This is a genomic window from Sphingobacterium sp. UBA3549, from assembly GCF_002376635.1.
Lineage (GTDB): Bacteria > Bacteroidota > Bacteroidia > Sphingobacteriales > Sphingobacteriaceae > Sphingobacterium.
On record NZ_DFOE01000011.1, the window covers coordinates 185,961 to 209,014 of the forward strand.

The 23,054-nt window shown below is 41.3% G+C and carries 24 protein-coding genes; 15 read left to right on the forward strand and 9 right to left on the reverse strand.

The genetic code is table 11. The features are described 5' to 3' along the window. The first annotated feature begins 267 nt into the window (after positions 1-267). Positions 268-1,200: a hypothetical protein gene (locus B2W36_RS07245; RefSeq protein WP_293887150.1), complete on the forward strand. Its 933-nt coding sequence runs from the start codon at positions 268-270 to the stop codon at positions 1,198-1,200. Positions 1,201-1,619: 419 nt separating this feature from the next. Here B2W36_RS07245 and B2W36_RS07250 read toward each other — a convergent pair whose 3' ends face one another. Next, the gene (locus B2W36_RS07250) at positions 1,620-2,069 is read right to left on the reverse strand and encodes a hypothetical protein (RefSeq protein ID WP_145328111.1); all 450 of its coding nucleotides are present in this window, start codon (positions 2,067-2,069) and stop codon (positions 1,620-1,622) included. Between the two features lie 882 nt (positions 2,070-2,951). Between B2W36_RS07250 and B2W36_RS07255 the strand changes: the two genes are divergently transcribed. The 4 genes from B2W36_RS07255 to B2W36_RS07270 are packed head-to-tail and all read left to right on the forward strand — an operon-like array spanning position 2,952 to position 8,490. Further along, positions 2,952-3,329 carry a hypothetical protein gene (locus B2W36_RS07255; protein ID WP_293887151.1) on the forward strand — a complete coding sequence of 126 codons (378 nt, stop codon included), beginning with the start codon at positions 2,952-2,954 and terminating at the stop codon, positions 3,327-3,329. Between the two features lie 4 nt (positions 3,330-3,333). Continuing rightward, complete coding sequence (locus B2W36_RS07260; RefSeq protein WP_293887152.1) at positions 3,334-3,942, forward strand: TlpA family protein disulfide reductase; 609 nt, start codon at positions 3,334-3,336, stop codon at positions 3,940-3,942. Between the two features lie 8 nt (positions 3,943-3,950). Next, positions 3,951-7,076: a SusC/RagA family TonB-linked outer membrane protein gene (locus B2W36_RS07265; protein WP_293887153.1), complete on the forward strand. Its 3,126-nt coding sequence runs from the start codon at positions 3,951-3,953 to the stop codon at positions 7,074-7,076. A 1-nt stretch (position 7,077) separates the two neighbouring features. After that, a complete protein-coding gene (locus tag B2W36_RS07270) occupies positions 7,078-8,490 on the forward strand; it encodes a RagB/SusD family nutrient uptake outer membrane protein (RefSeq protein ID WP_293887154.1) in 1,413 nt (470 codons plus the stop codon). A gap of 62 nt (positions 8,491-8,552) precedes the next feature. Here B2W36_RS07270 and B2W36_RS07275 read toward each other — a convergent pair whose 3' ends face one another. Further along, entirely contained in the window at positions 8,553-8,945 is a 393-nt protein-coding gene (locus B2W36_RS07275) for a hypothetical protein (protein WP_293887155.1), read from the reverse strand. A gap of 8 nt (positions 8,946-8,953) precedes the next feature. Between B2W36_RS07275 and B2W36_RS07280 the strand changes: the two genes are divergently transcribed. Beyond that, on the forward strand, positions 8,954-9,214 hold the full coding sequence (locus B2W36_RS07280) for a hypothetical protein (protein WP_293887156.1): 261 nt from the start codon (positions 8,954-8,956) through the stop codon (positions 9,212-9,214). A 10-nt stretch (positions 9,215-9,224) separates the two neighbouring features. On the opposite strand, the gene B2W36_RS07285 is transcribed toward B2W36_RS07280, so the two are convergent. Next, complete coding sequence (locus tag B2W36_RS07285; protein ID WP_293887157.1) at positions 9,225-10,196, reverse strand: helix-turn-helix domain-containing protein; 972 nt, start codon at positions 10,194-10,196, stop codon at positions 9,225-9,227. A gap of 325 nt (positions 10,197-10,521) precedes the next feature. Here B2W36_RS07285 and B2W36_RS07290 point away from each other — a divergent pair, with 325 nt between their 5' ends. From B2W36_RS07290 to B2W36_RS07310, 5 genes are all read left to right on the forward strand, one after another. Then, positions 10,522-10,650, forward strand: coding sequence for a hypothetical protein (locus tag B2W36_RS07290; RefSeq protein ID WP_286766751.1), 129 nt, complete (start codon positions 10,522-10,524; stop codon positions 10,648-10,650). 85 nt (positions 10,651-10,735) lie between these two features. Continuing rightward, positions 10,736-11,659, forward strand: a complete 924-nt coding sequence (locus B2W36_RS07295) for a hypothetical protein (protein ID WP_293887158.1) — start codon at positions 10,736-10,738, stop codon at positions 11,657-11,659. Positions 11,660-11,838: 179 nt separating this feature from the next. Continuing rightward, the gene (locus B2W36_RS07300; protein WP_293887159.1) at positions 11,839-12,867 is read left to right on the forward strand and encodes a hypothetical protein; all 1,029 of its coding nucleotides are present in this window, start codon (positions 11,839-11,841) and stop codon (positions 12,865-12,867) included. A gap of 26 nt (positions 12,868-12,893) precedes the next feature. Beyond that, the gene (locus B2W36_RS07305) at positions 12,894-13,667 is read left to right on the forward strand and encodes a LytR/AlgR family response regulator transcription factor (protein WP_293887160.1); all 774 of its coding nucleotides are present in this window, start codon (positions 12,894-12,896) and stop codon (positions 13,665-13,667) included. Between the two features lie 74 nt (positions 13,668-13,741). Further along, positions 13,742-14,020 carry a hypothetical protein gene (locus tag B2W36_RS07310; RefSeq protein ID WP_293887161.1) on the forward strand — a complete coding sequence of 93 codons (279 nt, stop codon included), beginning with the start codon at positions 13,742-13,744 and terminating at the stop codon, positions 14,018-14,020. Between the two features lie 93 nt (positions 14,021-14,113). On the opposite strand, the gene B2W36_RS07315 is transcribed toward B2W36_RS07310, so the two are convergent. Further along, a complete protein-coding gene (locus tag B2W36_RS07315) occupies positions 14,114-14,293 on the reverse strand; it encodes a hypothetical protein (RefSeq protein WP_293887162.1) in 180 nt (59 codons plus the stop codon). 78 nt (positions 14,294-14,371) lie between these two features. On the opposite strand from B2W36_RS07315, the gene B2W36_RS07320 reads away from it, so the two are divergent. From B2W36_RS07320 to B2W36_RS07330, 3 genes are read left to right on the forward strand one after another with little or no spacing between them, the layout of a single operon-like run. Further along, positions 14,372-14,950 (forward strand): hypothetical protein, encoded by a 579-nt coding sequence (locus B2W36_RS07320; RefSeq protein ID WP_293887163.1) that lies wholly within the window; start codon positions 14,372-14,374, stop codon positions 14,948-14,950. Positions 14,951-14,953: 3 nt separating this feature from the next. Then, complete coding sequence (locus B2W36_RS07325; protein WP_293887164.1) at positions 14,954-15,406, forward strand: DUF5675 family protein; 453 nt, start codon at positions 14,954-14,956, stop codon at positions 15,404-15,406. A 25-nt stretch (positions 15,407-15,431) separates the two neighbouring features. After that, positions 15,432-15,710, forward strand: a complete 279-nt coding sequence (locus tag B2W36_RS07330; RefSeq protein ID WP_293887165.1) for a hypothetical protein — start codon at positions 15,432-15,434, stop codon at positions 15,708-15,710. 425 nt (positions 15,711-16,135) lie between these two features. On the opposite strand, the gene B2W36_RS07335 is transcribed toward B2W36_RS07330, so the two are convergent. Both B2W36_RS07335 and B2W36_RS07340 read right to left on the reverse strand, forming a co-directional pair. Further along, complete coding sequence (locus tag B2W36_RS07335; protein WP_293887166.1) at positions 16,136-17,209, reverse strand: AI-2E family transporter; 1,074 nt, start codon at positions 17,207-17,209, stop codon at positions 16,136-16,138. Positions 17,210-17,481: 272 nt separating this feature from the next. Then, complete coding sequence (locus tag B2W36_RS07340) at positions 17,482-18,486, reverse strand: hypothetical protein (RefSeq protein WP_293887167.1); 1,005 nt, start codon at positions 18,484-18,486, stop codon at positions 17,482-17,484. Between the two features lie 435 nt (positions 18,487-18,921). Between B2W36_RS07340 and B2W36_RS07345 the strand changes: the two genes are divergently transcribed. After that, positions 18,922-19,488, forward strand: a complete 567-nt coding sequence (locus B2W36_RS07345) for a hypothetical protein (RefSeq protein ID WP_293887168.1) — start codon at positions 18,922-18,924, stop codon at positions 19,486-19,488. Positions 19,489-19,644: 156 nt separating this feature from the next. Here the strand turns inward: B2W36_RS07345 and B2W36_RS07350 are convergent, their stop codons facing one another. The 3 genes from B2W36_RS07350 to B2W36_RS07360 are packed head-to-tail and all read right to left on the reverse strand — an operon-like array spanning position 19,645 to position 23,051. Beyond that, entirely contained in the window at positions 19,645-20,652 is a 1,008-nt protein-coding gene (locus tag B2W36_RS07350) for a phosphodiester glycosidase family protein (RefSeq protein WP_293887169.1), read from the reverse strand. A gap of 2 nt (positions 20,653-20,654) precedes the next feature. Further along, the gene (locus B2W36_RS07355; RefSeq protein WP_293887170.1) at positions 20,655-21,467 is read right to left on the reverse strand and encodes a DUF4397 domain-containing protein; all 813 of its coding nucleotides are present in this window, start codon (positions 21,465-21,467) and stop codon (positions 20,655-20,657) included. Between the two features lie 18 nt (positions 21,468-21,485). Further along, a complete protein-coding gene (locus B2W36_RS07360) occupies positions 21,486-23,051 on the reverse strand; it encodes a SusD/RagB family nutrient-binding outer membrane lipoprotein (protein ID WP_293887171.1) in 1,566 nt (521 codons plus the stop codon). Positions 23,052-23,054: the final 3 nt, after the last annotated feature.

Here is a 23,054-nt window from a genome sequence, read left to right on the forward strand (position 1 = left end):
ATCGAAAAACTGTAATCAAATACTTTTAAAGTTAATAGATATTTATTTTGAGCCATTTCCGTAAGGGAGTGGCTTTTCATTTTAAAGATCAACAATAATCCTCTTTTACCGATTATAAAGGGAAACCAATTTTAAATACTAACTATATTATGAATGATTACACCTAGCGGTTCATGTTATAGAAAACAGTTAAACTAATGCTAATTATATTAGTATTTTGTATTGATAATTCCTATCTTTGTACTGTTAACCAGTTGATAAATAATTATGAGTCCAAGAAGAAAGCGAATAGATGATCCCTTGTGGAAATCTATTTTGGAGCAAACATTTTCGCATTTTCTACGATTTATTTTTCCGGATGCAGATGCTGTTTTTGATTTGAATAGACCCTTTGATTATCTTGACAAAGAGTTTGAGCAATTATTCCCTCCGGAAAGTAACGGTAAGGGAGTTCGTTATGTCGATAAGCTCGTCAAAGTCTATTTAAATGATGGGAGCGAACAGTTTGTGCTCTGCCATGTGGAGATACAAAGCAGCAAAGGAAATGGTGATTTGGCCGAGCGCATGTTTCGTTATTTTTATAGAATATGGGATCGTTATAAAGTTCCTATTACGGCTATAGCTATTCTGGCCGATGAAAATGTAAGCTATCGGCCGGAGGTATATAGGCAAGAATTTATGGGCACGTCATTGCGCTATGATTTTAACAGTTACAAGATCATGGATCAGCAAGAGTCGGTATTGCGATCAAATAAGAATCCATTTTCTGTAATTGTTCTTACTGCTCTTTTGGCTATCAAGAACAAGAAAATAAGCGACGAAGGCCTGAAAGCGATTAAACACGATCTTTATGATGAAATGATAAACCGGGAGATGGATAAGGATACGCGACAAGGGTTATATGATTTCCTAACTTACTACGTAAGTTTTGATAATGAGGAAGTTTTGGGTATATTTGAAAAAGAAATAGAAACAAAAATAGGAAGGAGCGATACTATGGGCACTCAAGAATATTTATTAGATAAAGCTGAAAAAAAGGGAATTCAAAAAGGCATTGAAAAAGGTCTTAAGACTGGCATTGAAAAAGGAAAGCGGGAAGAAGCTATTGCCATTGCATTGGAGTTTAAGAAAATGGGTTTACCTATTGCTGATATTGCTAAAGGTACCGGTCTTTCTATCGAAGAAATCGAAAAACTGTAATCAAATACTTTCAAAGTTTATAGATATTTATTTTAAGCCATTTCCGAAAGGGAGTGGCTTTTCATTTTAAAGATGCTATATGCTCAAAAAACTCCCCTTTCGTCGCTGATAAAAGAGGAGAAACTTTATAAATCTAAATTATGAAAAATCTTATCGTTAATAATAAAGCGCCATAATAAATTAAGGCGCTTCGCTAAATGTTGGTATATTTCAACCGGCTGATCTAATATAGAAATAATTTTTTGAAATTGAAAAAATTATAAAAGATTTTTGATCTTTATTTTTGCTGTTTTGGATGCTACTTTATGTTATCCCAATTATTGGTCGCTCGCCGTCGCGGTAGAAGTAGTCGAAGAGTTTGCAGTATTAATCGTGTCGCTTCTTTCGTTGTTCAGAGATAGTATAGGATTCTTATATAGTTATTCGTATAGCTGTTCAAATGCATCTATCAGTTTCATATTTTGAGATTTCGCAATCGAAAAAACTTCATGAGCATAAAAATCATCTGCAGTTTGATTTAGTACTTTCGTGAATCTTGTATTTTCAATGCCTGCTTTTTCTGAAACTTCTGCTTGTGACGATACAAATTGAGTAATAAATTTTTGGTAGGTATTCAACTTCTTATTGTTTTTTACTTTGCCTTTTTGTTTTGCAAGATATTTTTTATGGGCTGTGTTGGCGATTTCGGATAATGCATTTTCACAGTCTTTGTCAAAGTCGTTCGATAGTAGTTTTACAGCATTATAAAAGTTTCGGCCTTTTACTACTGATAAATCACTATTTAGTTGGAAAGACTCTAAAGGATTTTTATCCGATAAAATCGCTTCAAACTCTTTGTTTAAAGTTTTCAAAAACTTTTCGAACTTCATTTTATATTTCTGTTAGTTAATGTTTTGAATTTATATCGCAATTTTATTTGCGATTATATTTAGTATTGTTATATTTGTATTATAATCAGTTCGCTGATTTAGTCTCGGGCACGAAACGGCAAATTTCAAAAGACGTGAGACGTAGGGTTTGCGACCCCCCATGCTTTTTGTATCTTTACAACAAGGAGGGGCAAGCTCCCCTATTGGAAACTGCGTCTGGGTTCTTTGCCGTACCTGTGTTCAGTGGAAGATAGTGGGGCTTGCCTCTTTTATATTTATAGATGCTTGCGTCTTACTTCCCCTCGAGACTCTTATTGATAATCCAACTATTAAATTATGAGGCAAAAAGAGTCATTAACTACAACAAAACGGCTGCAGATCAAGGATCAGCTGGGTCAGCCTGCAGTATCACTGCTTATCAAGAACAAATACTGCCCACCAGAATAGCCTCTCAAAAGCTTAAAACCAACAATGGCCGATAACCCCTGGGTATCGAATGGATATAAAAGCCGTAATGGCCTATTTATAGCATACCAATTGTTGATTTTGCCGGCCTATTTTTTTAGATCCACGCTCTAAAATTGAACAGCCCTCATCTCTTTTATCTTCGCACTTTAAAAGTAAGGGTTTCCGATTTCAAAAGCAAAGATTTGAGAAAAATACTGTTATAGAAATTCTATAAAAAAGGTCGGTTTTTTATTTTACCAACGGACGCGGTATCGTCTCTATCAAATTACGTGTAACTGTCCTGCACCGCGCCCGATAACCTATTTCTTATTTTTTAACCGCTGTGACCTGAACCCATTCAGGTTCCCACAAAAAAGCTGATTTCGGTCGGATAGGGAATGCCATGTGCTATGGTCACCGCTAAAAACTAAACACATGAAAGCGATTTATGAAGATCTCCTGCATCTCGACAGGCCATTCTATGAGATCCATGAAGACAGTTACGATCCATTAAAATGTATCGAAAACTTTTGGGATCATTATTCGCTAGTCGCAATACGCGAAAACCTCTATGCATTGGATCTCAAATGCAAAACCCTCGGCGAAGCTACTGAAAGCAAATTAGAGGCTCTACAGCAAACGTTGTTTTTGTCGGATATTCTGCGCGCGCTAATAGCCTATTTCCTGACGCATAGCCGCCATTTAGATACGGGCCAAATTAGACTGTCAGCTCTGGAAGCGAATATGGAGGAAATCAGACTGACCAAAAAAATCAACGATTTTTTTCAATCCATTAACCAACCAAAACCTTAAGATGATGAAAACAATACTATATAATTTACACAAGGCTTTTAAAAGCAAACGAGCACGAGTGATGCTGCTGTGTTTGGTTTCTATGTTTAGTTTATCTGCCCAAACTCCCCGCAAGGACAGCGGGGCGGATGGGCTTAATATTGCCCAGCCTGTCATGCTAGGATTTAGGGTGCCAGAAGAGTTTTGGTCGCACGAGTTCATGATCTTTGAGAACGGAAAATATACCCGTCAAACTCTCGAAAAATATCGTGGCAAACCGCTGATCCTGGACTTTTGGGCAACTTGGTGCCCCTCCTGTATAGCGAAATTTCCAAAAGTTGACCAATTTAAGCAGATCTATAGAGATCGTATGAACTTTATACTTGTCAATAGTTTCGATACAGATACCCAAAAGATAGCGACAGTATTGACCGGCGAAGGCACTGGGCAGCCTACACAAACAGCATCTATTGTAAATGACGTATATCTTAAACAATTGTTCCCGCACCAATCGGTTCCAATATATATTTGGTTGGATGAATACGGCCGGTTGCAGGCTTCCTCAACCGCTAACTTCCTCAATGATGATCAAGTCCGCGGCATGGTAGAAAGAATGAAAGGAGGGAAGCAATGAAAGGCTTAATGATGTGCTGTATAATGTTTCTCAGCAGCCTAACTTACGGCCAGCACAGGTGGAAAGGCCAGGTGCAGGATCAACATGGAAAGGGCATTCCTGAGGTCGTCTTACGCAGCAATAAAATTGGAGAACTAGGTGCTACAGATCGTGAAGGTAATTTTAACATTATCCTTCCCAAGCTTCCTTTCGTCGTCTATAGCAGTAAGGTGGGCTATATGACAGATACTTTGCTTATCGTAGACGAAGTGCCTGTCAACATTGTGCTAAAAAAAGCAACGATCCAATTGGAAGAGGCCGTGGTGTATAGCGATGGATTCCAGCAGCTACCCCGTGAACGTGCAACGGGATCATTTGAACAATTAAATGGCAGTCTTCTGAAAAGAAGGGTGTCCTCCAATATTCTCGGACAGCTCGATGGTCTGGCAACAGGCTTACAATTTGATAATAGAAATAAAAGTCCGCAGTTAAATATTCGGGGTATGAATTCTTTTCTGGGGGGAATTATAAGCCCACTTATTGTCGTGGATAATTTTCCTTTTGAAGGGGATATCAATCAGCTAAATCCTAATGATGTGGAGTCGGTGACTTTACTGAAGGATGCCGCAGCAACTTCAATATGGGGTGCTAGGGCCGGGAATGGAGTCATCGTGATCACAACTAAAAAAGCATCCAATAAATTTAGAGTTGACTTTTCTACCAATTGGACGCTACAAACCCCAGAAGACCTGTATTATGATCCGATCGTAAAATCGACAGACTTTATCGATGTGGAGAGGATGCTATTTGAACGGGGGCATTATGATAATCTTTTTTCCAACCCCCTTACTTTGCGAAAAACAGTACTCTCACCTGTAGTCGATCTGCTGCAAAAAGTACGTACCGGGGAAATGGACAGAACTAAGGCTGACCTGATCATGGATGGATGGCGAAACAATGATGTCCGGAAAGATCGGGAAAAATTCTACCGCTGGGGATCGCTGCAGCAACATTATTTGCGCTTAAATACAGGCACTGCAATGTCCGATCATAGTCTTTCCGTGGGCTGGGACAAATCTATCGGAAACGAAATTTTGAAACATTCAGACCGGATTACCCTGCGTCAAAACAACACTCTTCGGTTAAATAAAAAACTCAGTCTTCAGGCAAATTTTGCTTATACAGCTACACAAAATGTTTCATCTGCAGGAATTACCAATTTTGTGTATTACCCTTATACAAGAATATTTGACGAAAATGGTAATCCCTTATCAATCCCTTATCAGCTTAATCAGAATTATGTGGATACCGTTGGTAAGGGCAACTTATACGACTGGAGTTTCAATCCTTATACGGATCTGCAGGAAAGCAAAACCAAAACCTCGTTGAATCATCTCGCTGTAAACCTGACTGCTCAATACCAACTATTGGCGGGTTTAAATGCGCAGCTCATCTACGGCCTCGAAAACCAACAGATCCATGGGAACAATTTTTATAGGGAAGATAGCTATTTTGTACGTGACCTGGTCAATCGATTTACTCAGGTCAATAATGGGGGAGTGAAACGTAATCTTCCCGCGGGTGCAATTGAAGATCGATCTTATAGCAACCTCATCGGTCATCGGGTACGGGGGCAGATCAACTTTGCGAAAACATGGTATGAGCAACACGAATTCAATATGCTGCTCGGCGCGGAATTGAGCAACAGAACAATCCAGGGAAACTCGTATCGCAATTATGGCGTGGATCCGAATGTCTTGACTGTTCAAAAGGTGGATTATGTCAATGCTTACCCAACCTATGATAACCTTTACGGAAATAGCTATATCCCTTATTATGGCTCCAATTCGAAATATATTCAACGTTTTGTCTCTGTTTTTGCCAATGCAGCCTATTCACTGCGCCAAAAATATACATGGACAGCGTCCATGCGCAAAGATGGAAGCAATGTGTTTGGTGCTGTCGCCAACAACAGGTGGAATCCGCTATGGTCTACGGGTCTATCCTGGACAGTGTCCAAAGAGGGCTTTATGCAGAATCTCCACTGGCTCAATAGTCTCAAATTGCGAAGTACATTCGGAACGAGCGGAAACCTGGCAAATGGAGCAAATAAAGACCCTATCATGTTGTATGTAGGCACTGCTCCATTTACGAACTATCCCTACGGCTTGATCAATACGCCTCCAAACCCGTATCTGAAGTGGGAGGAAGTGCGAACATGGAATAATGGGATTGATTTTGCGGTACTCGGAAATAGACTCTCTGGCTCGTTTGAATGGTTTGACAAATGGTCAATTGATCTGATAGCACCAGACGAACTGGATCCGACAACAGGGTTTTTGACGGCCGACCGAAATATTGGCGAGATCCGTGGCAAAGGATTTGATGCGAAAATAGACGTGACCTCATCTTTGGGAAGTCCATTGCAATGGAAAATTACGGTGGGCTTATCACATGCCAAAAGCACGGTGACGAAATTTAATGGTACGCTGTCTTCCTCACAAAATTACGCCGAATCTGGCCCTAGGGCGCTCAATCCGATCCTGCAAAAGGAGCTTTATCCCGTTTTTGCGTACCGCTTTGCCGGCCTAGATCCACAGAATGGGGATCCGCAAGGCTATCTCAACGGGGAAATCTCCAAGGATTACCAAAAACTTCTGAACGACTCGCTTCAAAATCTGCATTATTATGGATCGGCATTGCCCCGGTACTATGGTTTTTTAAGGGGAATGCTGTCTTATAAAACACTCCAGCTGACGTTTTCCGTAAACTATAAATTTGGGCATTACTTCAGAAATCGGACCATCGGATACAACGGTTTATTTGACGGGGCAGCCGCACATGGCGACTACTATAAGCGATGGCAAAATCCAGGTGATGAAAATTATACTACTGTGCCCTCTCTTGTATATCCCGGAAACGGAAATCGCGACAATTTTTATAAGTACGCGGAACCTAATGTGCTCAAAGGGGATGTCGTCAGACTTCAGGACATCGGACTGCGCTACGCCTTCCCAAAATTCCCGGCGCAGCTCACGGCCTCCATCAATAATGTAGGCATCTTGTGGCGGGCGAATAAAAAAGGGGTGGATCCGGATTATTTCACGATTCCGCCAGGACGTATTTACTCCTTGGGTATTAACATTAATTTATAAGATGATGAAATTGATATATACATCGCTGCGCGTAAAGACTGCGCTGCTTCTCGTTGTTCTCATAGGAATGTTCTTAAATTCCTGTAATAAATTCCTTGATGAAAAAAGCGATGGTGCTTTGGCAGTACCCAACACTTTGAAAGATCTTCAGGCCTTGCTGGATAATAATTCAACGATTAATTTATATACTGGGCCGGGATTGATTGAACTGAATACGGATGACTTTTTTCTGGAAGCATCGGTTTTGAATAAATTAACCGAATTTGATAAGCAGGCCTATACTTGGGAACCGAATCCCCAATTTCAGTCGATCAACGTCAACCTGCAATGGAGAAATTGCTATCTAATTATTTTCTACGCTAACACCGTATTGGATAGGCTACAGGCGGATGAGAACAATAATACTTTGGAATACAATAGCCTAAAAGGCTTTGCGCTGTTCTTGAGAGCCTACACGTATTTTCAGCTGGCGCAGGTATATGTTCCAGTATATAAACCGGGTGATGAAACGCACAATATGCAAAAGCTGGGCTTGCCACTGCGCCTGACTCCAAGTTTTGAAGATAAATCGCAGCGGTCTTCAATCAGTGAGACTTATGATCAGGTTCTTAACGATCTACATGAGGCCAAAGTACTCCTCCCCGAGACAGTAACTTTTGCTACGCGGCCAAATAAAACTGCTGCATATGCTTTATTGGCGAGGGTATACTTGACCATGCAAAATTATGAACAGGCCCTTAGCAATGCAAATGAGGCATTGGCCCGTAACAGTACATTGATGGATTACAGCATGCGAAATACAGCAAGTACGACCCCTTTTGAAGCCTTCAATCCGGAAGTCATATTTTGGGCACACAGTTCCAGTATGAGCATGCTGAGTCCAGCACGGGCAAACGTCGATACCCTACTTTACAACAGTTATGAAGGAAATGATTTGCGGAAGAACGTATTTTTCAACAAGAAAACAAATGGATTTGTAGCATTTAAAGGAAATTATGCCGGTTATTATAGTTCGAGTTTCTTTAATGGCTTGGCTGTGGATGAACAATTTCTGATAAAATCGGAATGCTTCGCTCGTCTAAATAAAATTTCAGAAGCGAAAACGACGCTAACAACACTGTTGTCTATGCGATACGCAGGAGCTTATACTTTTCCCGCCCTGTATTCCTCTCAAGAAGAGGTGCTGCGTTATATACTGCGGGAAAGGAGAAAAGAACTTTTATTTAGGGGAGTACGCTGGTCGGATATCCGAAGGCTGAATCAAGATGATCGATTTAAGAAAGATTTGAACCGCATACTGACCGACGGCAATGAATCGAAGAAGTTTACTCTGCCGGTAGGGGATCCTAGGTTTACATTTATCATCCCACAAGATGTTATCCGGACTTCGGGGATGACACAGAATCCGAGGTAACGAAACCAGAAGAAAACCGAAGGCTAAAAGACTTCGGTTTTCTTTTTTTAAGATACAGCATATTATTCGGATCGAAAGGAGGTGACCGTTTCATTCGGTATTCCGCTGCTTATCGCATCATTGATTCGTTGCGATACGGTTTGTCCCGTGCTTCCGACCATTGCGCTTAAATCTGGCTGATTTGGATTGGTACTGCTCGCTGGAGCATTTAAGTTACATACTGTTTCAGCTGTATTGTTGCAGGATGTGCTTTCTCCTTTTGAATATTGTGATGGACTATCCACATTGTTATCAGCAGGATCTAAAGCTCCGTCGAAATGCCATTGTTCGGTTTCAGCTTTTGTTTCAACTTTGATTTCTTCTTTTTTATCATGAGCATTAGCACCGATAATAATACCTGCAATTAAGGCTCCTGTACCCAGTGCGCCAATAATTCGTTTTGCAATTTTTTTCATTTTTTTATGTGTTTAAGTTTATCCTTGTCGCTTATCCTTATTATCCTCCTGGATCGGCCGTGGAGTTGTTTTCTGTTATCTTATACCAAAGTTACTGCAGTGATCAGCTTAAGATGTATGACTTTTGGGGAGCTCGTTGTATGATTTTTTGTGCGATGGCGCCCGGTCTCTTCTTTGAGGTTGTATTTTTATTACTGAATGGTAGCGCTCATTTTTGGGACGAGAGGTCTAATTTCAGGGGGAAATGCCAAATATGGTGGGATGGATAGGAATGTTTGTTTATTTATAAGCGCTCGGGGAGATGCCCGTCTGTTTCCGAAAAAAAGCTGAAAAATTCTGCTGGGACCCATAGCCGCAATAGTTTGAAACTTCCTTGACCGAATGCCCTGCAAGAAGTAGATCTTTTGCTTTTTGAATTATAAGCGTGTTCCAGGTCTGTCTGGGAGTCTCACCATAGACGGTTTTGTACAACTTATCCAATTTACTAATGTCAATCTGTAGCTGGTCGGCAATAACCTGTATCGAACAAGTGCTAAAAGTCTGCGTTACCTGATCCCTAATCATTCTCTTGGCCCTTTCGGCCAGGAACTGACCGGGATCTATCTTTTCATAGTGTTCAAAATTTTTGTAAATGGCGATATCAAAAAGGTCATAGACAAGTTTTACCGCCATAGCTTCATTGTCTTTATGATAATTGAAAAAATGCTCTTCAATTCTGGATAGCTGATAGCTTGTCTTTTCTTTGATTGGCCATGCTGCACTTTGATAGAGTCGTTTCTTGTCGCGGAGATGTGCTGTACTGAATTTAAATAGAAAATGGTCTTCTTTAAATATGGCTGACCGGATATATCCTATATCGACCAGAACACCGTAGATCAAATATTCTCCCTGCACCAGAAGCGTTTGCATCTTCCCTTTGGGAATGTAGGCATAAGTATCATATCCAGAAGGCAGCTGCAGGTGACTATTATTTGCGACATGTTCTATTTTAATGGTCGAAACGGAATGTCTATTATACAGCAGATGATAATCGGATTTACTGGTTTGCACGGACAAATGAAATGTTCTTTGCACCTGAGCCTGCACGCGATAAAATATGACGCTATGATAATCAATGTATTCTTCTATCAATTGGATGTTCGCATCCTCATAGCGCTGTAGTTGGGAATCGGGAAGCTTGGGCAAAAATGCTCTTACTTGCCTGGTAAATTGGGCCACCTGGGGCAATATAAAATGAAAAGTTTTGATCATTGGATATACGGTCAATCGGGTTTTATAAAGGGCTCAATCCATGTTTATAAAAGTAAAATCGAGGATTGAGAAATACCTAAAAAAATGATATATGACCTATTTCTGAGGAAATCATGCAAAAAAACAAGGATATCTGACCTCTTTTTCTGCTTCTTCGTCCGTCATTGTCAATTCGCCTCCTTTTTTTGTAACCTATCATTCTTTTCCTTTTTTTGAAACATTTCATCCACATTTGATCGTTAGCTCATACAATTTTAGTGCTGTACAGCCAGCGGGAGTGGCCTGACCCGTATCGTTGCAGGCCGATGTTTAATTCAATTCAAACATGAACGACAACATACAGACAAGTGATCAGATCGTCGAACTGGGGTTAACTTTGCCTCAGATGATGCAGCTATTTCCGGAAATGGGGGATGTTGTTGACGATGAAAAATGCTGGGTAGAAATACCTTAACGCTAATTCAGCATCGCTTTCTGCCGGAAGGCGATGCTATTCACTGATAGAACAATAACCAAATTTTTTTTAAACCACAATTTAAATGAACAATAACCAATTGACCAAACCGTTTTGGTTTGCCAACGTATGGAATTTTTTTCCGGAGTTTACTGTCGAAGATCTTGAACTGAATTACCTGAGATGGAGCGCTTACCGACAGTCTTTTGCCAAGATGCTGCAACCCGTCCAACTGGACCAAATGCTGGATGCCAGGTGTCTTGAAATGCTTCCAACTGATCTTAGCGGTATTGTCATCTCTTTCCATTATGGCCCATACCGTCTGATACCGCGCTATCTGCTTGCGGCAGGCTATAAAATTACTGTACTAGCTTCGCCCAGTATTATTAAAAAGGAACAAAAAGAGACTGAACACCTGCTGCAGTATAACAATCTCGAAGCAGACAGCCTGCGCTATATCGATGCTTCAAGACGTACAGTGCTCAAAAATATACTTTCGGACCTAAATGAAAAGCGTTTGGTGCTGGTATACCTTGACGCGGACGAAGGGGTGAATCGCTTGGCTGCTAAAGGGCCCCGATCTTTGCTAAAGGTCCCCGTCGCAGCTAGTGGACTGTATTTCCACGCGAGTATCGCCGAGCTTGCCTTCCGGTTTCATATTCCCCTCTCTTTTCTGCTGATGGAAAAAAATGAGAACAATGGCCTGTGGAATCTGGCTTTATCAAAAGGGCTGCGCTGTAAAAGAGCGGAGCAACCTGATGGGCTTATGCAGAGGTTTAAGGGAAAATTAAACAGGGCGATAAACCGCATTGTCATGAAGGAATGGACAGCATGGGAAAACTGGCCCTTGATTCATTTTTATCATCCGGATCTTAAAGAGAGAAAGGTCGTTTCACAAGATGCACTCACGTGGGTAATGCCTATATATTTACAAGAACGTGCCTTTTTTTTCGACGTGAAAAACCGTCAATTTTTCGAACTAAAAACGGGTAATTTGCTAAAAGGGTAAAAAGTATGAAAACAAGTAAATGAGTTGCTGTATAATTTCTTGATAAGGATGATGTTTCCTTTTAGCGAAATATTATTTTTAATTAATTTATTCTTTACGCTTTGTTTTTTGTAATTTAAGTGTTCAAAGTACACCAATTATAGAAAAAACAATTTCGCCAACGTTTTAAAGAGGATATCATGGAAGATAGACGGACCAAAATAACCCAGTTTTTCACGCGTAGATACATCTTATTTTTTATCGGAACGGGATTCTTGCTGCTGCTGCTGCTCAAAATGAATATTCATGTATGGCATCGATTGACCATGCGACATCTATTGGCCTTGACCGGACCCTACCTGTTTTCATTTACGCTCTATTGGCTTGCCATAAAAGTATTCCAAATGAGTGGTTTATATGGCAAGCTGCTCGTGGTCTTGTCGGCTGGTAGTTGGTACTACCTGAGCATGGATTTTTGGGTATATTATACCTATTCATGGCTCCCGGCTCATGGTATTTCTTTTATCGGTAAACTGACCGATTATCATTTAATGAAATTTCATAATCGTATAGCGGTAGGCAATTTATTGGCACTGGAAACAGCCTTGCTTGTACATATCGTTTATAAATATTGTTCTTTTCGGCTAAGATTTCAACTGCTCACAATGGAATTGGAGGCCGGCAGGCTGGCGGGACGTCTCTCCAGACACTTTGTGAAAGAATGGATCAAGATCGTGCAGCAGAATAAATTGCTGCACCAAAACGATACACTGGAACTATTCCGATATATCATCGCAGTGACAGCAAACCGAAAAGTCAAAGTAGCTGTTGCTGAAGAATGGAAGCAGCTCAAGGTGATGGCCTCCTGTTTTACGGACCGCGTCATGCTATTTAAGGGGGAAGAAGTGCTCGTTGCGACCGATTGGAGCCGCTCTATCATTGCTGCATCGATGCTCTCGTGGTTTGAAAATGCGCTGAACTACAGTCCGTCGGGAACACAGGGCCAAATTATTATGGAATGGACCCGGGTAAATGGTCAGTTGCATTTCCAGATGATCAATTATGTCTGCAGAAAGCGCTCAGAAGGGCATACAGGGGAGGGCAATAAGTTGCTTAGGGAACTATTTGATGCGGTATTGCCCGGAGCCTATCGGATTGAATATCGCGAACAACATTCCATTTTCAGTGTCCAGCTAACGCTGCTCCACAACTACCGGAAAACGATTTAACTGAGTATTTTAAAAAATAATAGCGTATGCCAATAATCCCTATTCTTATTGTTGAAGATTTTCGACCTGATGCTGAGAAACTAAAAGCTCTTTTAGAAAAAACAGATTTGGATCTGCTTATTGATGTGGCGGATAATAAAAAAGATGCGTTGCAAAAAATCCACTCCAGCAAGTATGATGTACTCTTTATGGATATTGTGCTGAATCGGAGGACTGAGGATACTGTGCTCAATGGAATGGATCTTTATGAGTCTATTGATGCGAAGAAAAGACCCGAGGTTGTATTTGTGACGGAGCATGAAGCGTTTTCGCTGCGCTCTTATCGTTTGGATGCAGCGGACTTTATGCCCAAACCGGCTACATTTGCGATGGTCTGTAGAGCGCTAGAAAATGCTTTTCGACGTTTGGCTGTTCCGATCAATCTCACGTTTAGGCCACAACCTGAATTTGCTTTTATCGAAATGTCTGATAAAATGTGCCAAAGAGTACAGTTCAGTGATATTTACTTTGTGCAGAAAGTGAAAGGGGACAATGAACTGGCTTTTTTCGAAAGAAATATGCGATTGGATGGGTTTGGCAATCCAGTGCCGAGAAAGGCAAAAAAGACCATAAAAGAAATTGTCGATTTTCTACCGGCAACCGAATTTGTTCAGGTGGATCAATCGACCCTCGTCAATATGAACTTTATTGTTTCCTTTTTGAAGAATAAAATTGTGATGAGTGAGGGGCCTCAGCGCTCTTTTGCCGTGACCCGTAGCTATATCAAGGAACTTCGGCAGAAGCTGCACGTGTTTGAATGAGCAGACGGATAAGTAGGGAGGGATGAATTAAACTGAATTAATAAACCGAATGATAGTTTAAATTAACAAAGATTATGGAAAAATTTTTTGAAGAAGTTCGATCCGAATTACGCGCGCTTGTACAGGCTGTGCATGTAATCGCCACGGAAGCGCAGCATTTAAGCCAAAACCTGGCCGATAGCGCGGTGCAAATATTGGATAATACCGATCTTAAGGCATTGCTTCATATACGGGATACTAAATTGGGGCAAATCAAAGCCCAGCTCCCGATTTACAATCTCGACGGCAAAGATTATTACTTTAAAAATGAGATTGCAGCTCACATCAGGGCAAACCCCAAAAAGCAGAAATAGCAAAGGAGATCTAATTGCCCGGATTTTATATGGACCGGATCTGGGCAATTATGTGCTTCACCCTAGCCTCGCACAAGAAACATACTACAACAACTAAACGATGACCCTTTCTAAGCCCTTGTTAAGCACAAGGATAACATAAGTCAGGGGCATCTCGCCGCCACATACCGTTGGATTCATCTGTTTAACCGTTTTTAAACATTTTCCGTCAGATTTAACCGTATTTCCCCGCATCTGTTTGACGCTATTGACATCGCTTGATTTCGAGTGCATATTTGTATCGTCAAGGCAATGATGGGCGCCCTTCGTTTTGACATTAGACAGATTATTTAACATTTAGAAACAAACGTAATGGCAAAATCAAAAGGTAATATCGTCATGGAGGGAGCATCGGGGACAGTAGGCAAAATGCTCGTATTCCGGCAACGTGGCAATCAGACAATCATTGCCCGCAGACCGACTTTTCAAAATAAGAAAGCACCCACAATTAAACAGCTTGCTGTACAGAATCGCTTTATTGATGCATCGTTGTACGCCCGTACGGCGATACAGGATCCTGACCTAAAGGCGGCCTATCAGGCCAAGGCAAATATTAATCAGACGGCCTATAATGTAGCCTTTAAAGATTACTTTACGGCACCGGTGATTCGTCGTTGGGACGATAGTAGTTATCAAGGTAACGAAACGGATCAGATCTTGTTTATGGTGAAGGATGTGATGAAGGTGGTGAAAGTAGAGGTCGGAATTTTCGATGCAAATGACTTGGAGCTGGAGGTAGGGATGGCGCAGGACATGGACGGACAAGGGATATCGTGGATGTACCAGGCGCAGGCCGATAATCCGAATTTCGAAAATGCGAAGTACCGGGTTACACTGACGGATACGCCCGGGCATGAATATACGTATGAATTAGTATATGGCAATCCGTAAGGTATGGAGCTGACACTAAAACGTTTTCGGCAGGGGAATAATAGTACCCTGTCCGAACTCTACATCGACGGAACCTTCCAGTGTTATGGTCTTGAGGACACCGTGCGCGATGTAAAGATAAAAGGTCGGACAGCTATTCCCGCGGGAACCTACAAACTCGGGATCAACAGGAACGGCGGGATGAATACCGCTTACAAAAAGCGTTTTCCGGATATGCACGAAGGTATGATCGAAATTAGGGCTATCCCCAATTTCAGTCTCGTTTACATCCATATCGGCAATACGCATGACGATACGGAAGGCTGCCTGCTGGTCGGAACCTATTTTCATAGAAGTTATGACGACTGGGGGGTATATCAATCGGCCGAAGCGTATAAACAGTTGTATAGGACAATTATTGAACGGGTAAAAATTGGGCAGGTCACTTTAAAAATCGAGAATAAGTTTTCGCGATAAGGCTGACCAAGAACACGTAAGATCAATGAAAAAAATCGTAAATAAAATCGCAAAGGTGCTGCAGGTAATTCTGCTGGCACCTGTTAAATTGCCAAATAAGGCGTTGAATGTTGTTAAATATATCGCGCTAGGGCTTGGCATTGTGGAGTCCGTTCTAGAAAAAGATACGGACAGACCGGCGAATGAAAAGACAGCTGCTTCGGCAGATTTGCTGGACGGGAGCCGACAGGACGATGATCTGGATAAGGATAAAAAAGCGGTCAAACGGATCCGCAGGAAGGGGGGAGCCGATGCGCTGGAGTGATATTAAACTTTCTACCATTGGTGGAACCGTTTGTGGGGTCTGGGCATCATTTTCAGTGGGCGGGCTACTGTACAGTGCATTGACAGCGCTTGTAGGGACACTAGCCAGCTTTTTGTTGAGCCGGTTGTTAAATCGTATGTTCAGGAAGAAATAGAATTTAGGCATCTGCATAAGCAGGTGCCTATGCCTTTAAATCAGGTACCCTTACCTCATTTTGTAAATCGCTGTAGTGGGAAATGATTGTATTAATTCATGAAGCTCATTCCTTAAAGAGTGACCAGAGGAAATTTTATCAGAGTTCAAAATGACATTCGTCAGATTTGATGGCCAAGCGTACTTTGTTATCAAAATTCTATCAAACGCTTTTATTGAGGCAAAAAGGAGACTAAATTGATGCGCTAAGATTACCTGATACTTAAACCAGATCAATTTTCCTGTTTCAGATGTTCCATTTCTTCGATCAGCTCGCCTGCTGTCTCTTGCTTCAATACCCTCATTACATAGATCTCATTGACAAAATTGACGATAGCGACCAAGATGGGTGTTGCAAATAGTAAGCCTAAGGGGCCTGTGAGTGTGCCCATTAACAACTGAAAAAAGAGCACCATAGCAGGCGGTAAAGACAGCATTTTCTTTTGAACAAAAGGTGCGAATACTGCAGATTCTATAATTTGAACGCCAACGAAAATAGCGATAATATACAAGGCCGTTGCGGGGCCATCCAGCAGACCGACCAATGCCGCTGGTACGAGTGCTAGTGTTGGACCTAAATTGGGAATGAAGGTCAACAGTCCTGCAATCAAGGCCAAAATTAACCAAAGGTCAATACCTAAAATAAGCAATGATATCGCGGTGAGTGTAAAAACAAAGAGCATATCCAACAGCTGCACTTTCAACCATATCTTCAGTTGCTCACCTACTTTATCTAACACCGTTTCGACGGTTTGCTTGTTTTGATCTGGAAAGAGGCTGAGGATGCCGATCATATATTCTCTGGGGGAGATCATAATAAATATGCCCAAAAATAGGAAAGCGTAAAGGTCTCCAAAAAAACCAAAGGTTCCACTAAACACCTGGGGCAAATGCTGAATGACGGTGTTCATCTGATCTTCGGCACTGTCAATGTTGTCGATCAGATATGAACCCCAGTTTGTATTGGCTAGGTAACGCTGTAAATTGTCTATCATTTCGGGTAATGTGGCAGCGAGTTCTTTATACTGGGTTACCGCAGTATTGCCAATAAAATAGAATATGCCACTACAGCAGACAACCACCCAAACGATAGCGAGCAACAGGGATATCTTGGTATGGCAGCCTGTCCATTGCCTTATTTTGGCAGAGATGGCATGAAAAAGTATAGAGAATAGTATTCCACCAAATAGCAAGAGTAACAACGTGGTTGCTTTGACGAATAGAACGGTCATCATCAAAAAAAGTAACACAACGATACACGCCGCTGCGGTTTTTTTGTAAATAGAAGTCATAGGCAATTTGAGCATAAAAATGAATTTGTTTTCTACGAAATACGTATGATTGAAAAAAAGAGTGACCTCCACAGATAACATGCTACTGTTAGGATTTGTTTCAATAGATCGTAAAAGGCAGCGAGCTGCTTAAGAATTTTCAGCTTTTATTGCGCTATATATTCGGGGGATTCCTGTCTCTCGCTATTGTACGCTGATAGGGAATTTGCTGATATGAGCATCCTTTTTGAGAAAAATAGATAACGTAGGCATGGAGAAAGGGAATATGGAAGGAGGGCTAGAAAGCATCATCGTGATGCTTTCCAGCTTTGAAATAATTTAAATTTTTCCGTTAAAACGGTAGAAATATAGCTATACAGGGTTTCATCAAATAAAATATCATTTAGAAACTGATCTGTGGCGCTAAAATTCTGCTCATAAATCTGTTCAAAAACTTCAGCCTGATTTAAAATCTCTAATATGATGGTGCGAATGTAAAGTGATACACGATTACCTTCAGGATCTTGTACTATTCTATTTGTTGTAATATGATATAAAAAACTCGAGAGCTGATCCATATCTACCATTTGATTTTTCCAGAGATGATTCTTAAGGTGATGTTCAACAAAATCCAAAATTGTTTCGGTATCTCCTTTTAGGGGCAACTGATATACATCCTCAGTAAGTTGTAGAAACCTGCTGTCAAATAACCATTTGATAATTGAAGTGTGTGCTCGTCTTAAAAAAGGAAAGTTCTCAAAATCATTCTTGCGATCATAGAAAACTCGGCTTACAATTTCTGACTCTTGACGTATCGATATCCAGCTATTATAGGATAGCTGGTTTTTTGAACTTTTAGTATAGTTCAAAACAAGGATTTTTTCTTCCGCTATGGACAATTTATAGCTCCAGGTGTCATCATTAATATGCACTGGTGGACCCATTACCATTTCTGTCTCTTCCCGAGATGCGCTCGGTGGAGGAAGTACATCCCAAAATTCTTCAGGTTTGGGATCAGGATGTTTATCAGAATGTTCTCTATGCGTGAAAATGATGCTGGATAAGTAAGCTTTAAATTTATAATTGTCGTTACGAGGGCTAATTGGGGGTTGATAATGATCATTAATAATATCGTAAGCAAACCAAAATGATATATTCAATGATTTACAAATAATGCTTTTTGTCCCCTGATTGCTAGTGATTGTTTTTGGCAACTTTCCTAAACCATGACGTTCAAAAAACTGTACCAAAGAGGTATCTGTTGAGGCTAGCCCAACTAATTTGATTAACTCGCTCTGTTTAAATCCACTCATAAATATGTTTATACTTTTAAATCAATCCATTATTTAACATAAGAGCTTAATGATTTGCAGCGGATACACTCATCATATGGAGTGTGAAGACACGCAAGCTCTTTATCTGAGTAATACAATATTACAAAATGTCAAGTTTACCTGGGCTTGTTAATCTACAATTGGTAAGCTTGAATTTGTATTTGGTATAGCTCAAGCGATTTTCTAGAGCATGCTAACAATACTGTGGCCACATGTAACTATTTTCATTAAATAACCCTTTTTGCATGATGTATATTCAACCATACTCAAAATGTTTGTTTTTACATTTAAAGCATATAAATAATTTTGTTTAGCCATTTCCGAACGGGAGTGGCTTTTTCATTTTAAAGATGCGGTAATATTTGGACGGATATATTTTCTTTTTCTATATTTACGCAATTTATTAATCAAGAAATGAAAAGAATTTTATTAATCATTAGCCTATTGACATTTGCCCTTCAAGGGTTTAGCCAACAAAATTTTGACCATATTGAAGAACCTGAATATATAGGGGAGGCGGTATATGTAAAAAGCGATGGAGTACCTCTTCCACTTGAAAAGCAAAGTGTGAAAATCAAAAGTAAAGCGAGTGCTTCCATGTACATTATTGGTATAGGTAAAGTAAAATCAAAAATGGTCGTCAAAGGCGGAACTTCTCCGGTAATAATTCCATCGAATCAACCTGTGACTTTTATTGTTAAGAGTTTTGATAATAAGTCTGATCCACTTTCAATTGTGAGCGTTGTTAAGTTCGAAACCACTAAAAAGGAACGTAAATTTCAAATTGCTGAGGTCGGTACATTTTCAGGGGGATCAACCGGTAATGAGGATTCCGTGGCCTATCAGGCAAAAAAATTTAAAGACAGTTCTTACAAATTGAGTATTAGCGGTATGGAGCAAGGTGAATACGGAATTCTTGTGTCTAACCCCAATGCATTAAACAATAGCAACACAATAATAGCTTGTTTTTCTGTGCAATAAGAAATGAATTTTTCGGTAATAAGAATGGAATCATTGCTTATTACAGATATAGACGTTTGTTCTATTAAAAAGCCCCTGGCGTATGCAGGGGCTTTTACTTATGCTTCAGGTGCGCATAGGACCAACCATTGGAGTCTGCCTTGTCGCATTAAACCATCAGTTTTTGATGGATGAGCGTTTCACAAATCCAATGCCGCTGATACTGGCCGATCCACCTGCGGTTAACGGCTTGGATACCGGATTCCAGATGATCGGATTGAATGGATCAGCGGTTAAGGTTTTTTGTACCATGACACTTGTAGCACCACTATTCAATACAAAGGCATCATGGGTATTCAAAGCTCCCATCAAAGCAGCGACGTCATTTAGGCCAATCCCCACCGAAAAGTTTGTGTCACCCCCATCAAAAACAAGGGCATACATCGTTTTTTTATCCGAAGATAGACCTATGGCAGTCACCGCTTGCACAACTTCCGAGGTAGTCAAAACACTATAGCCGCGGTAGCGAACCCAGTTGGTGCCAGATACCAGCCCACTAAATTGATTCAGATCATACGGCTCGAAAGTAAATTTGGTCGTGTCAACACAATTGCCAATGTAAGGCGATCCGTCCTTGCGGATCGCAAAAAAGGGTCTGGTCTTTTCCTTGGTTTTAATATTGCTGGTCGAGACATTGATCTGCCTGCCATTTTTGATATAAGATACGGTAGACGATAAAGCCGCATTTATTGCCGCTAAAATTTCTCCCCCCGAACGTGGTTCATTGTACTTGGCCATGTCTCCGATCGGTTGGCTTACATAGAGGTAATCGTCAAAAGCGCTCATGATGGCCGGAAATATATCTTTGGAGGAAAGATCAACTTTCAATAATTGAAGGCTTACACGCTGGTCGAGCTTATTGACATAGCGTACATGCGTTCTGACAAGTCCAGTGCTGATGGTGACCGACGAGTCGACCAGGAAAGTTTTGATCAGATCGGTCCGTTCCATAATCGTTTTGGTAACGGCCTCGAGTTGCTTGTCATCAGGGATAGGATCCACGGGTGCAGTTTCTTCTACCTTGTCGTCAAAGGATGGATAATCGTCTCTTTGTTTGCAGGAATAAAAAATACTGATGCAGCTGATGCACAGCAGGACAGAACTTAAAATTGTTTTTCTTTTCATATCTATCGAACTAAGAAAAATGAAACATAGGGCTTCATAATGGTGCTGGTAAATCCATCATAGCCCAAGGCATAAACGACATACGATCGGCGGTCCAGGATAGAACCGGCATTGCTATAGGAGGCGATAACGGTACCATTTGTGACCGGAGACCCTGCTTTGCGAATCTTCCAGGTGCGCGTGGCAATACGGTTCAGCTGGAAATAGGGACTTGTTTCGAGGTATTTAACGTCTTTGGCGACAAGCGAATCTTGAATTGCAATAGCATTTGCGCTTCCAGTGGCCGCGGCGCCGTAGTAGAGATCAATCGATGGAACATTGGGCATCAGATTGGTAAAGCGATATCTGGCCTGCGTGCTGTCGGGGCGTGAAAGATCCTCTTCATTCAAGATCATTTTTGTGTTCTGTGCCGTATCGGTAATATGGATGGTATAGCGCTTGCCAGCAGCCAGGCTGACAGATGATTCAGCTAAAATAATAGAATCGCGCCCATCATCGGTTTTATGGGGTAGGGCAACCTGTACCTTTACGTTTCCAGATTTCCACTTTAAAAAATCAGGTCGTGAGTCTCCGCGTGTATTGTAACCACCACCGGGAAAAGGTTCACGTCCCCGGATGCGTGATGTAACACGCTGCCCATCAAATTTGACGTACATATAGCGGTCGTCTGGATAAATCGAAGCCATATTGATCTTCACAATGACATCGTCAGCGCCGAGAAAATCTACTTGCCCAAAGTCCTGAATGGATTTCTCGCATGAATACAGGCCAACAGCACCTAAAGCAAGAAATAGTATTTTTTTGAAATTCTTCATAATTTTTCCTTTTATACATTAATAGGTCGAAGTAACAAACCAAGTCGGCTTAATCACATATTCGGGCTCTAGCGCCCCCCATCTGTCAAGTTCCGACGCATTCCATACGTACTCCGAATTATAACGGGGCCGTACACGATAGCAATAGTCATTGTAGGTAAGCTGGCTGCCTGCCAAGGGGATAAACTGCTTAAAAATCTCCGTGCTATAATGATATTTTCTTAAATCACACCATTGCTCAAGACCTCCCCAGCCCCATTGTACAATATACTTCTGGCCCATGATATCGGCTAAAGTCAAGTCCGTAGCAGAAAGCGGTACTTCTCCACCCTTGATGTAATTATCTACTTCAACTTGAGTGATGGTTTTTTCGTTGGTGGTATTGATGTACTTGTTGACGAAATTCATGTGCGCATATATCCCTTTGATATACGCCTCATAAGCCTTTGCCTGATCACCTTTGATAAATAGTGCTTCGGCTTTGACCAACTGCAGCTGTGCATAGGTCATCAACGGGAAATCTGCAGCGTCCCTAAAGATAAATTTGCCCTGTCCGCTGGTCACATCGCCAAGTATATTGGGCACCGTGGTATTGGATACATTTGGATCTCCACCAATATAGATGCTATCAACCGGATTATTGATCATCAGCATGCGCGAAAGGCGGGGATCAGTCGACGCCTTGGGGTTCTCAATGGGTTCACCGCGCAATCCACCGGTAAGATAGCGTACGATCGGCTTGCCTGCACGATTGTAATAGGATGTGGTGTAAAGGCCAAACCTGGAACTCACCACATTGGCTGTCTCGGATTTGTCTCCATCAAATTTGACACCCGCATCGTCAGCAGGTGAATCAAATGAACGGTCCACGAAATAGGCAATTGAATCAGCATACTTTTCCTTGAAATCCGGTTTATTAACTAAGTGGATATACTGCAGTGCTTTCAGGCCGTATACAAATTTCCGCCAGCGATCCATATTGCCCCGAAAAAGATTGTCACCCTTTTTTGAATTCAGGTTGGCACTATAGTCGAGTGGACTTTTTTGATCGAGATAGTAGAGCGCCGAATCGCACCATAGACGTACTTTAGCGTACACATCGGGCTGGTCATTGTATTTGAACGATAACTGCTGCGTCCGTAAAGCCTCATCCAGAATAATCGGGCCGTGATAATCAGTCAGCATCTGATAGCCCCAGGCCTTTACGGCATAACCGATTGCGGCATATTCATATTTTTGATTGACAATGGCATCATTGATCATCAACTGTAGGTTGAGCCCGTGATCGATATAAACCATACGCCACATCACACCGCCTACATCACTTGTGAGTGGAAATCCATGGCGCTCCCAGATGCGGGAAGCCTCTTCGCTGCTGGCGCCCAAAATGGTCTGATTGAACTTGTTCATCTGACGCTGGTCATTGGCATAGCCGTTGGCCATTTGGTAGATGATCGGCGCTAAAAGCAATTCGGCTTTGACGAGCTGCGGGTTGGACGGATTCTCGTTGATGTCCAGGTAGTTCTTGCAGCTGCTCAATCCGAATAGGACTGAAAAAATGTATATGTAAATCGTTGTTTTCATGAT

What these genes read in the sequence shown, in the direction of transcription:
- B2W36_RS07295 (WP_293887158.1), top strand. Translation starts at nt 10,736, where the DNA reads ATGAACAATAACCAATTGACCAAACCGTTTTGGTTTGCCAACGTATGG.
- B2W36_RS07245 (WP_293887150.1), top strand. Translation starts at nt 268, where the DNA reads ATGAGTCCAAGAAGAAAGCGAATAGATGATCCCTTGTGGAAATCTATT.
- B2W36_RS07310 (WP_293887161.1), top strand. Translation starts at nt 13,742, where the DNA reads ATGGAAAAATTTTTTGAAGAAGTTCGATCCGAATTACGCGCGCTTGTA.
- B2W36_RS07285 (WP_293887157.1), bottom strand. Translation starts at nt 10,196, where the DNA reads ATGATCAAAACTTTTCATTTTATATTGCCCCAGGTGGCCCAATTTACC.
- B2W36_RS07255 (WP_293887151.1), top strand. Translation starts at nt 2,952, where the DNA reads ATGAAAGCGATTTATGAAGATCTCCTGCATCTCGACAGGCCATTCTAT.
- B2W36_RS07275 (WP_293887155.1), bottom strand. Translation starts at nt 8,945, where the DNA reads ATGAAAAAAATTGCAAAACGAATTATTGGCGCACTGGGTACAGGAGCC.
- B2W36_RS07290 (WP_286766751.1), top strand. Translation starts at nt 10,522, where the DNA reads ATGAACGACAACATACAGACAAGTGATCAGATCGTCGAACTGGGGTTA.
- B2W36_RS07315 (WP_293887162.1), bottom strand. Translation starts at nt 14,293, where the DNA reads ATGCACTCGAAATCAAGCGATGTCAATAGCGTCAAACAGATGCGGGGA.
- B2W36_RS07360 (WP_293887171.1), bottom strand. Translation starts at nt 23,051, where the DNA reads ATGAAAACAACGATTTACATATACATTTTTTCAGTCCTATTCGGATTG.
- B2W36_RS07325 (WP_293887164.1), top strand. Translation starts at nt 14,954, where the DNA reads ATGGAGCTGACACTAAAACGTTTTCGGCAGGGGAATAATAGTACCCTG.
- B2W36_RS07300 (WP_293887159.1), top strand. Translation starts at nt 11,839, where the DNA reads ATGGAAGATAGACGGACCAAAATAACCCAGTTTTTCACGCGTAGATAC.
- B2W36_RS07355 (WP_293887170.1), bottom strand. Translation starts at nt 21,467, where the DNA reads ATGAAGAATTTCAAAAAAATACTATTTCTTGCTTTAGGTGCTGTTGGC.
- B2W36_RS07260 (WP_293887152.1), top strand. Translation starts at nt 3,334, where the DNA reads ATGAAAACAATACTATATAATTTACACAAGGCTTTTAAAAGCAAACGA.
- B2W36_RS07250 (WP_145328111.1), bottom strand. Translation starts at nt 2,069, where the DNA reads ATGAAGTTCGAAAAGTTTTTGAAAACTTTAAACAAAGAGTTTGAAGCG.
- B2W36_RS07265 (WP_293887153.1), top strand. Translation starts at nt 3,951, where the DNA reads ATGATGTGCTGTATAATGTTTCTCAGCAGCCTAACTTACGGCCAGCAC.
- B2W36_RS07335 (WP_293887166.1), bottom strand. Translation starts at nt 17,209, where the DNA reads ATGCTCAAATTGCCTATGACTTCTATTTACAAAAAAACCGCAGCGGCG.
- B2W36_RS07340 (WP_293887167.1), bottom strand. Translation starts at nt 18,486, where the DNA reads ATGAGTGGATTTAAACAGAGCGAGTTAATCAAATTAGTTGGGCTAGCC.
- B2W36_RS07320 (WP_293887163.1), top strand. Translation starts at nt 14,372, where the DNA reads ATGGCAAAATCAAAAGGTAATATCGTCATGGAGGGAGCATCGGGGACA.
- B2W36_RS07330 (WP_293887165.1), top strand. Translation starts at nt 15,432, where the DNA reads ATGAAAAAAATCGTAAATAAAATCGCAAAGGTGCTGCAGGTAATTCTG.
- B2W36_RS07345 (WP_293887168.1), top strand. Translation starts at nt 18,922, where the DNA reads ATGAAAAGAATTTTATTAATCATTAGCCTATTGACATTTGCCCTTCAA.
- B2W36_RS07270 (WP_293887154.1), top strand. Translation starts at nt 7,078, where the DNA reads ATGATGAAATTGATATATACATCGCTGCGCGTAAAGACTGCGCTGCTT.
- B2W36_RS07305 (WP_293887160.1), top strand. Translation starts at nt 12,894, where the DNA reads ATGCCAATAATCCCTATTCTTATTGTTGAAGATTTTCGACCTGATGCT.
- B2W36_RS07350 (WP_293887169.1), bottom strand. Translation starts at nt 20,652, where the DNA reads ATGAAAAGAAAAACAATTTTAAGTTCTGTCCTGCTGTGCATCAGCTGC.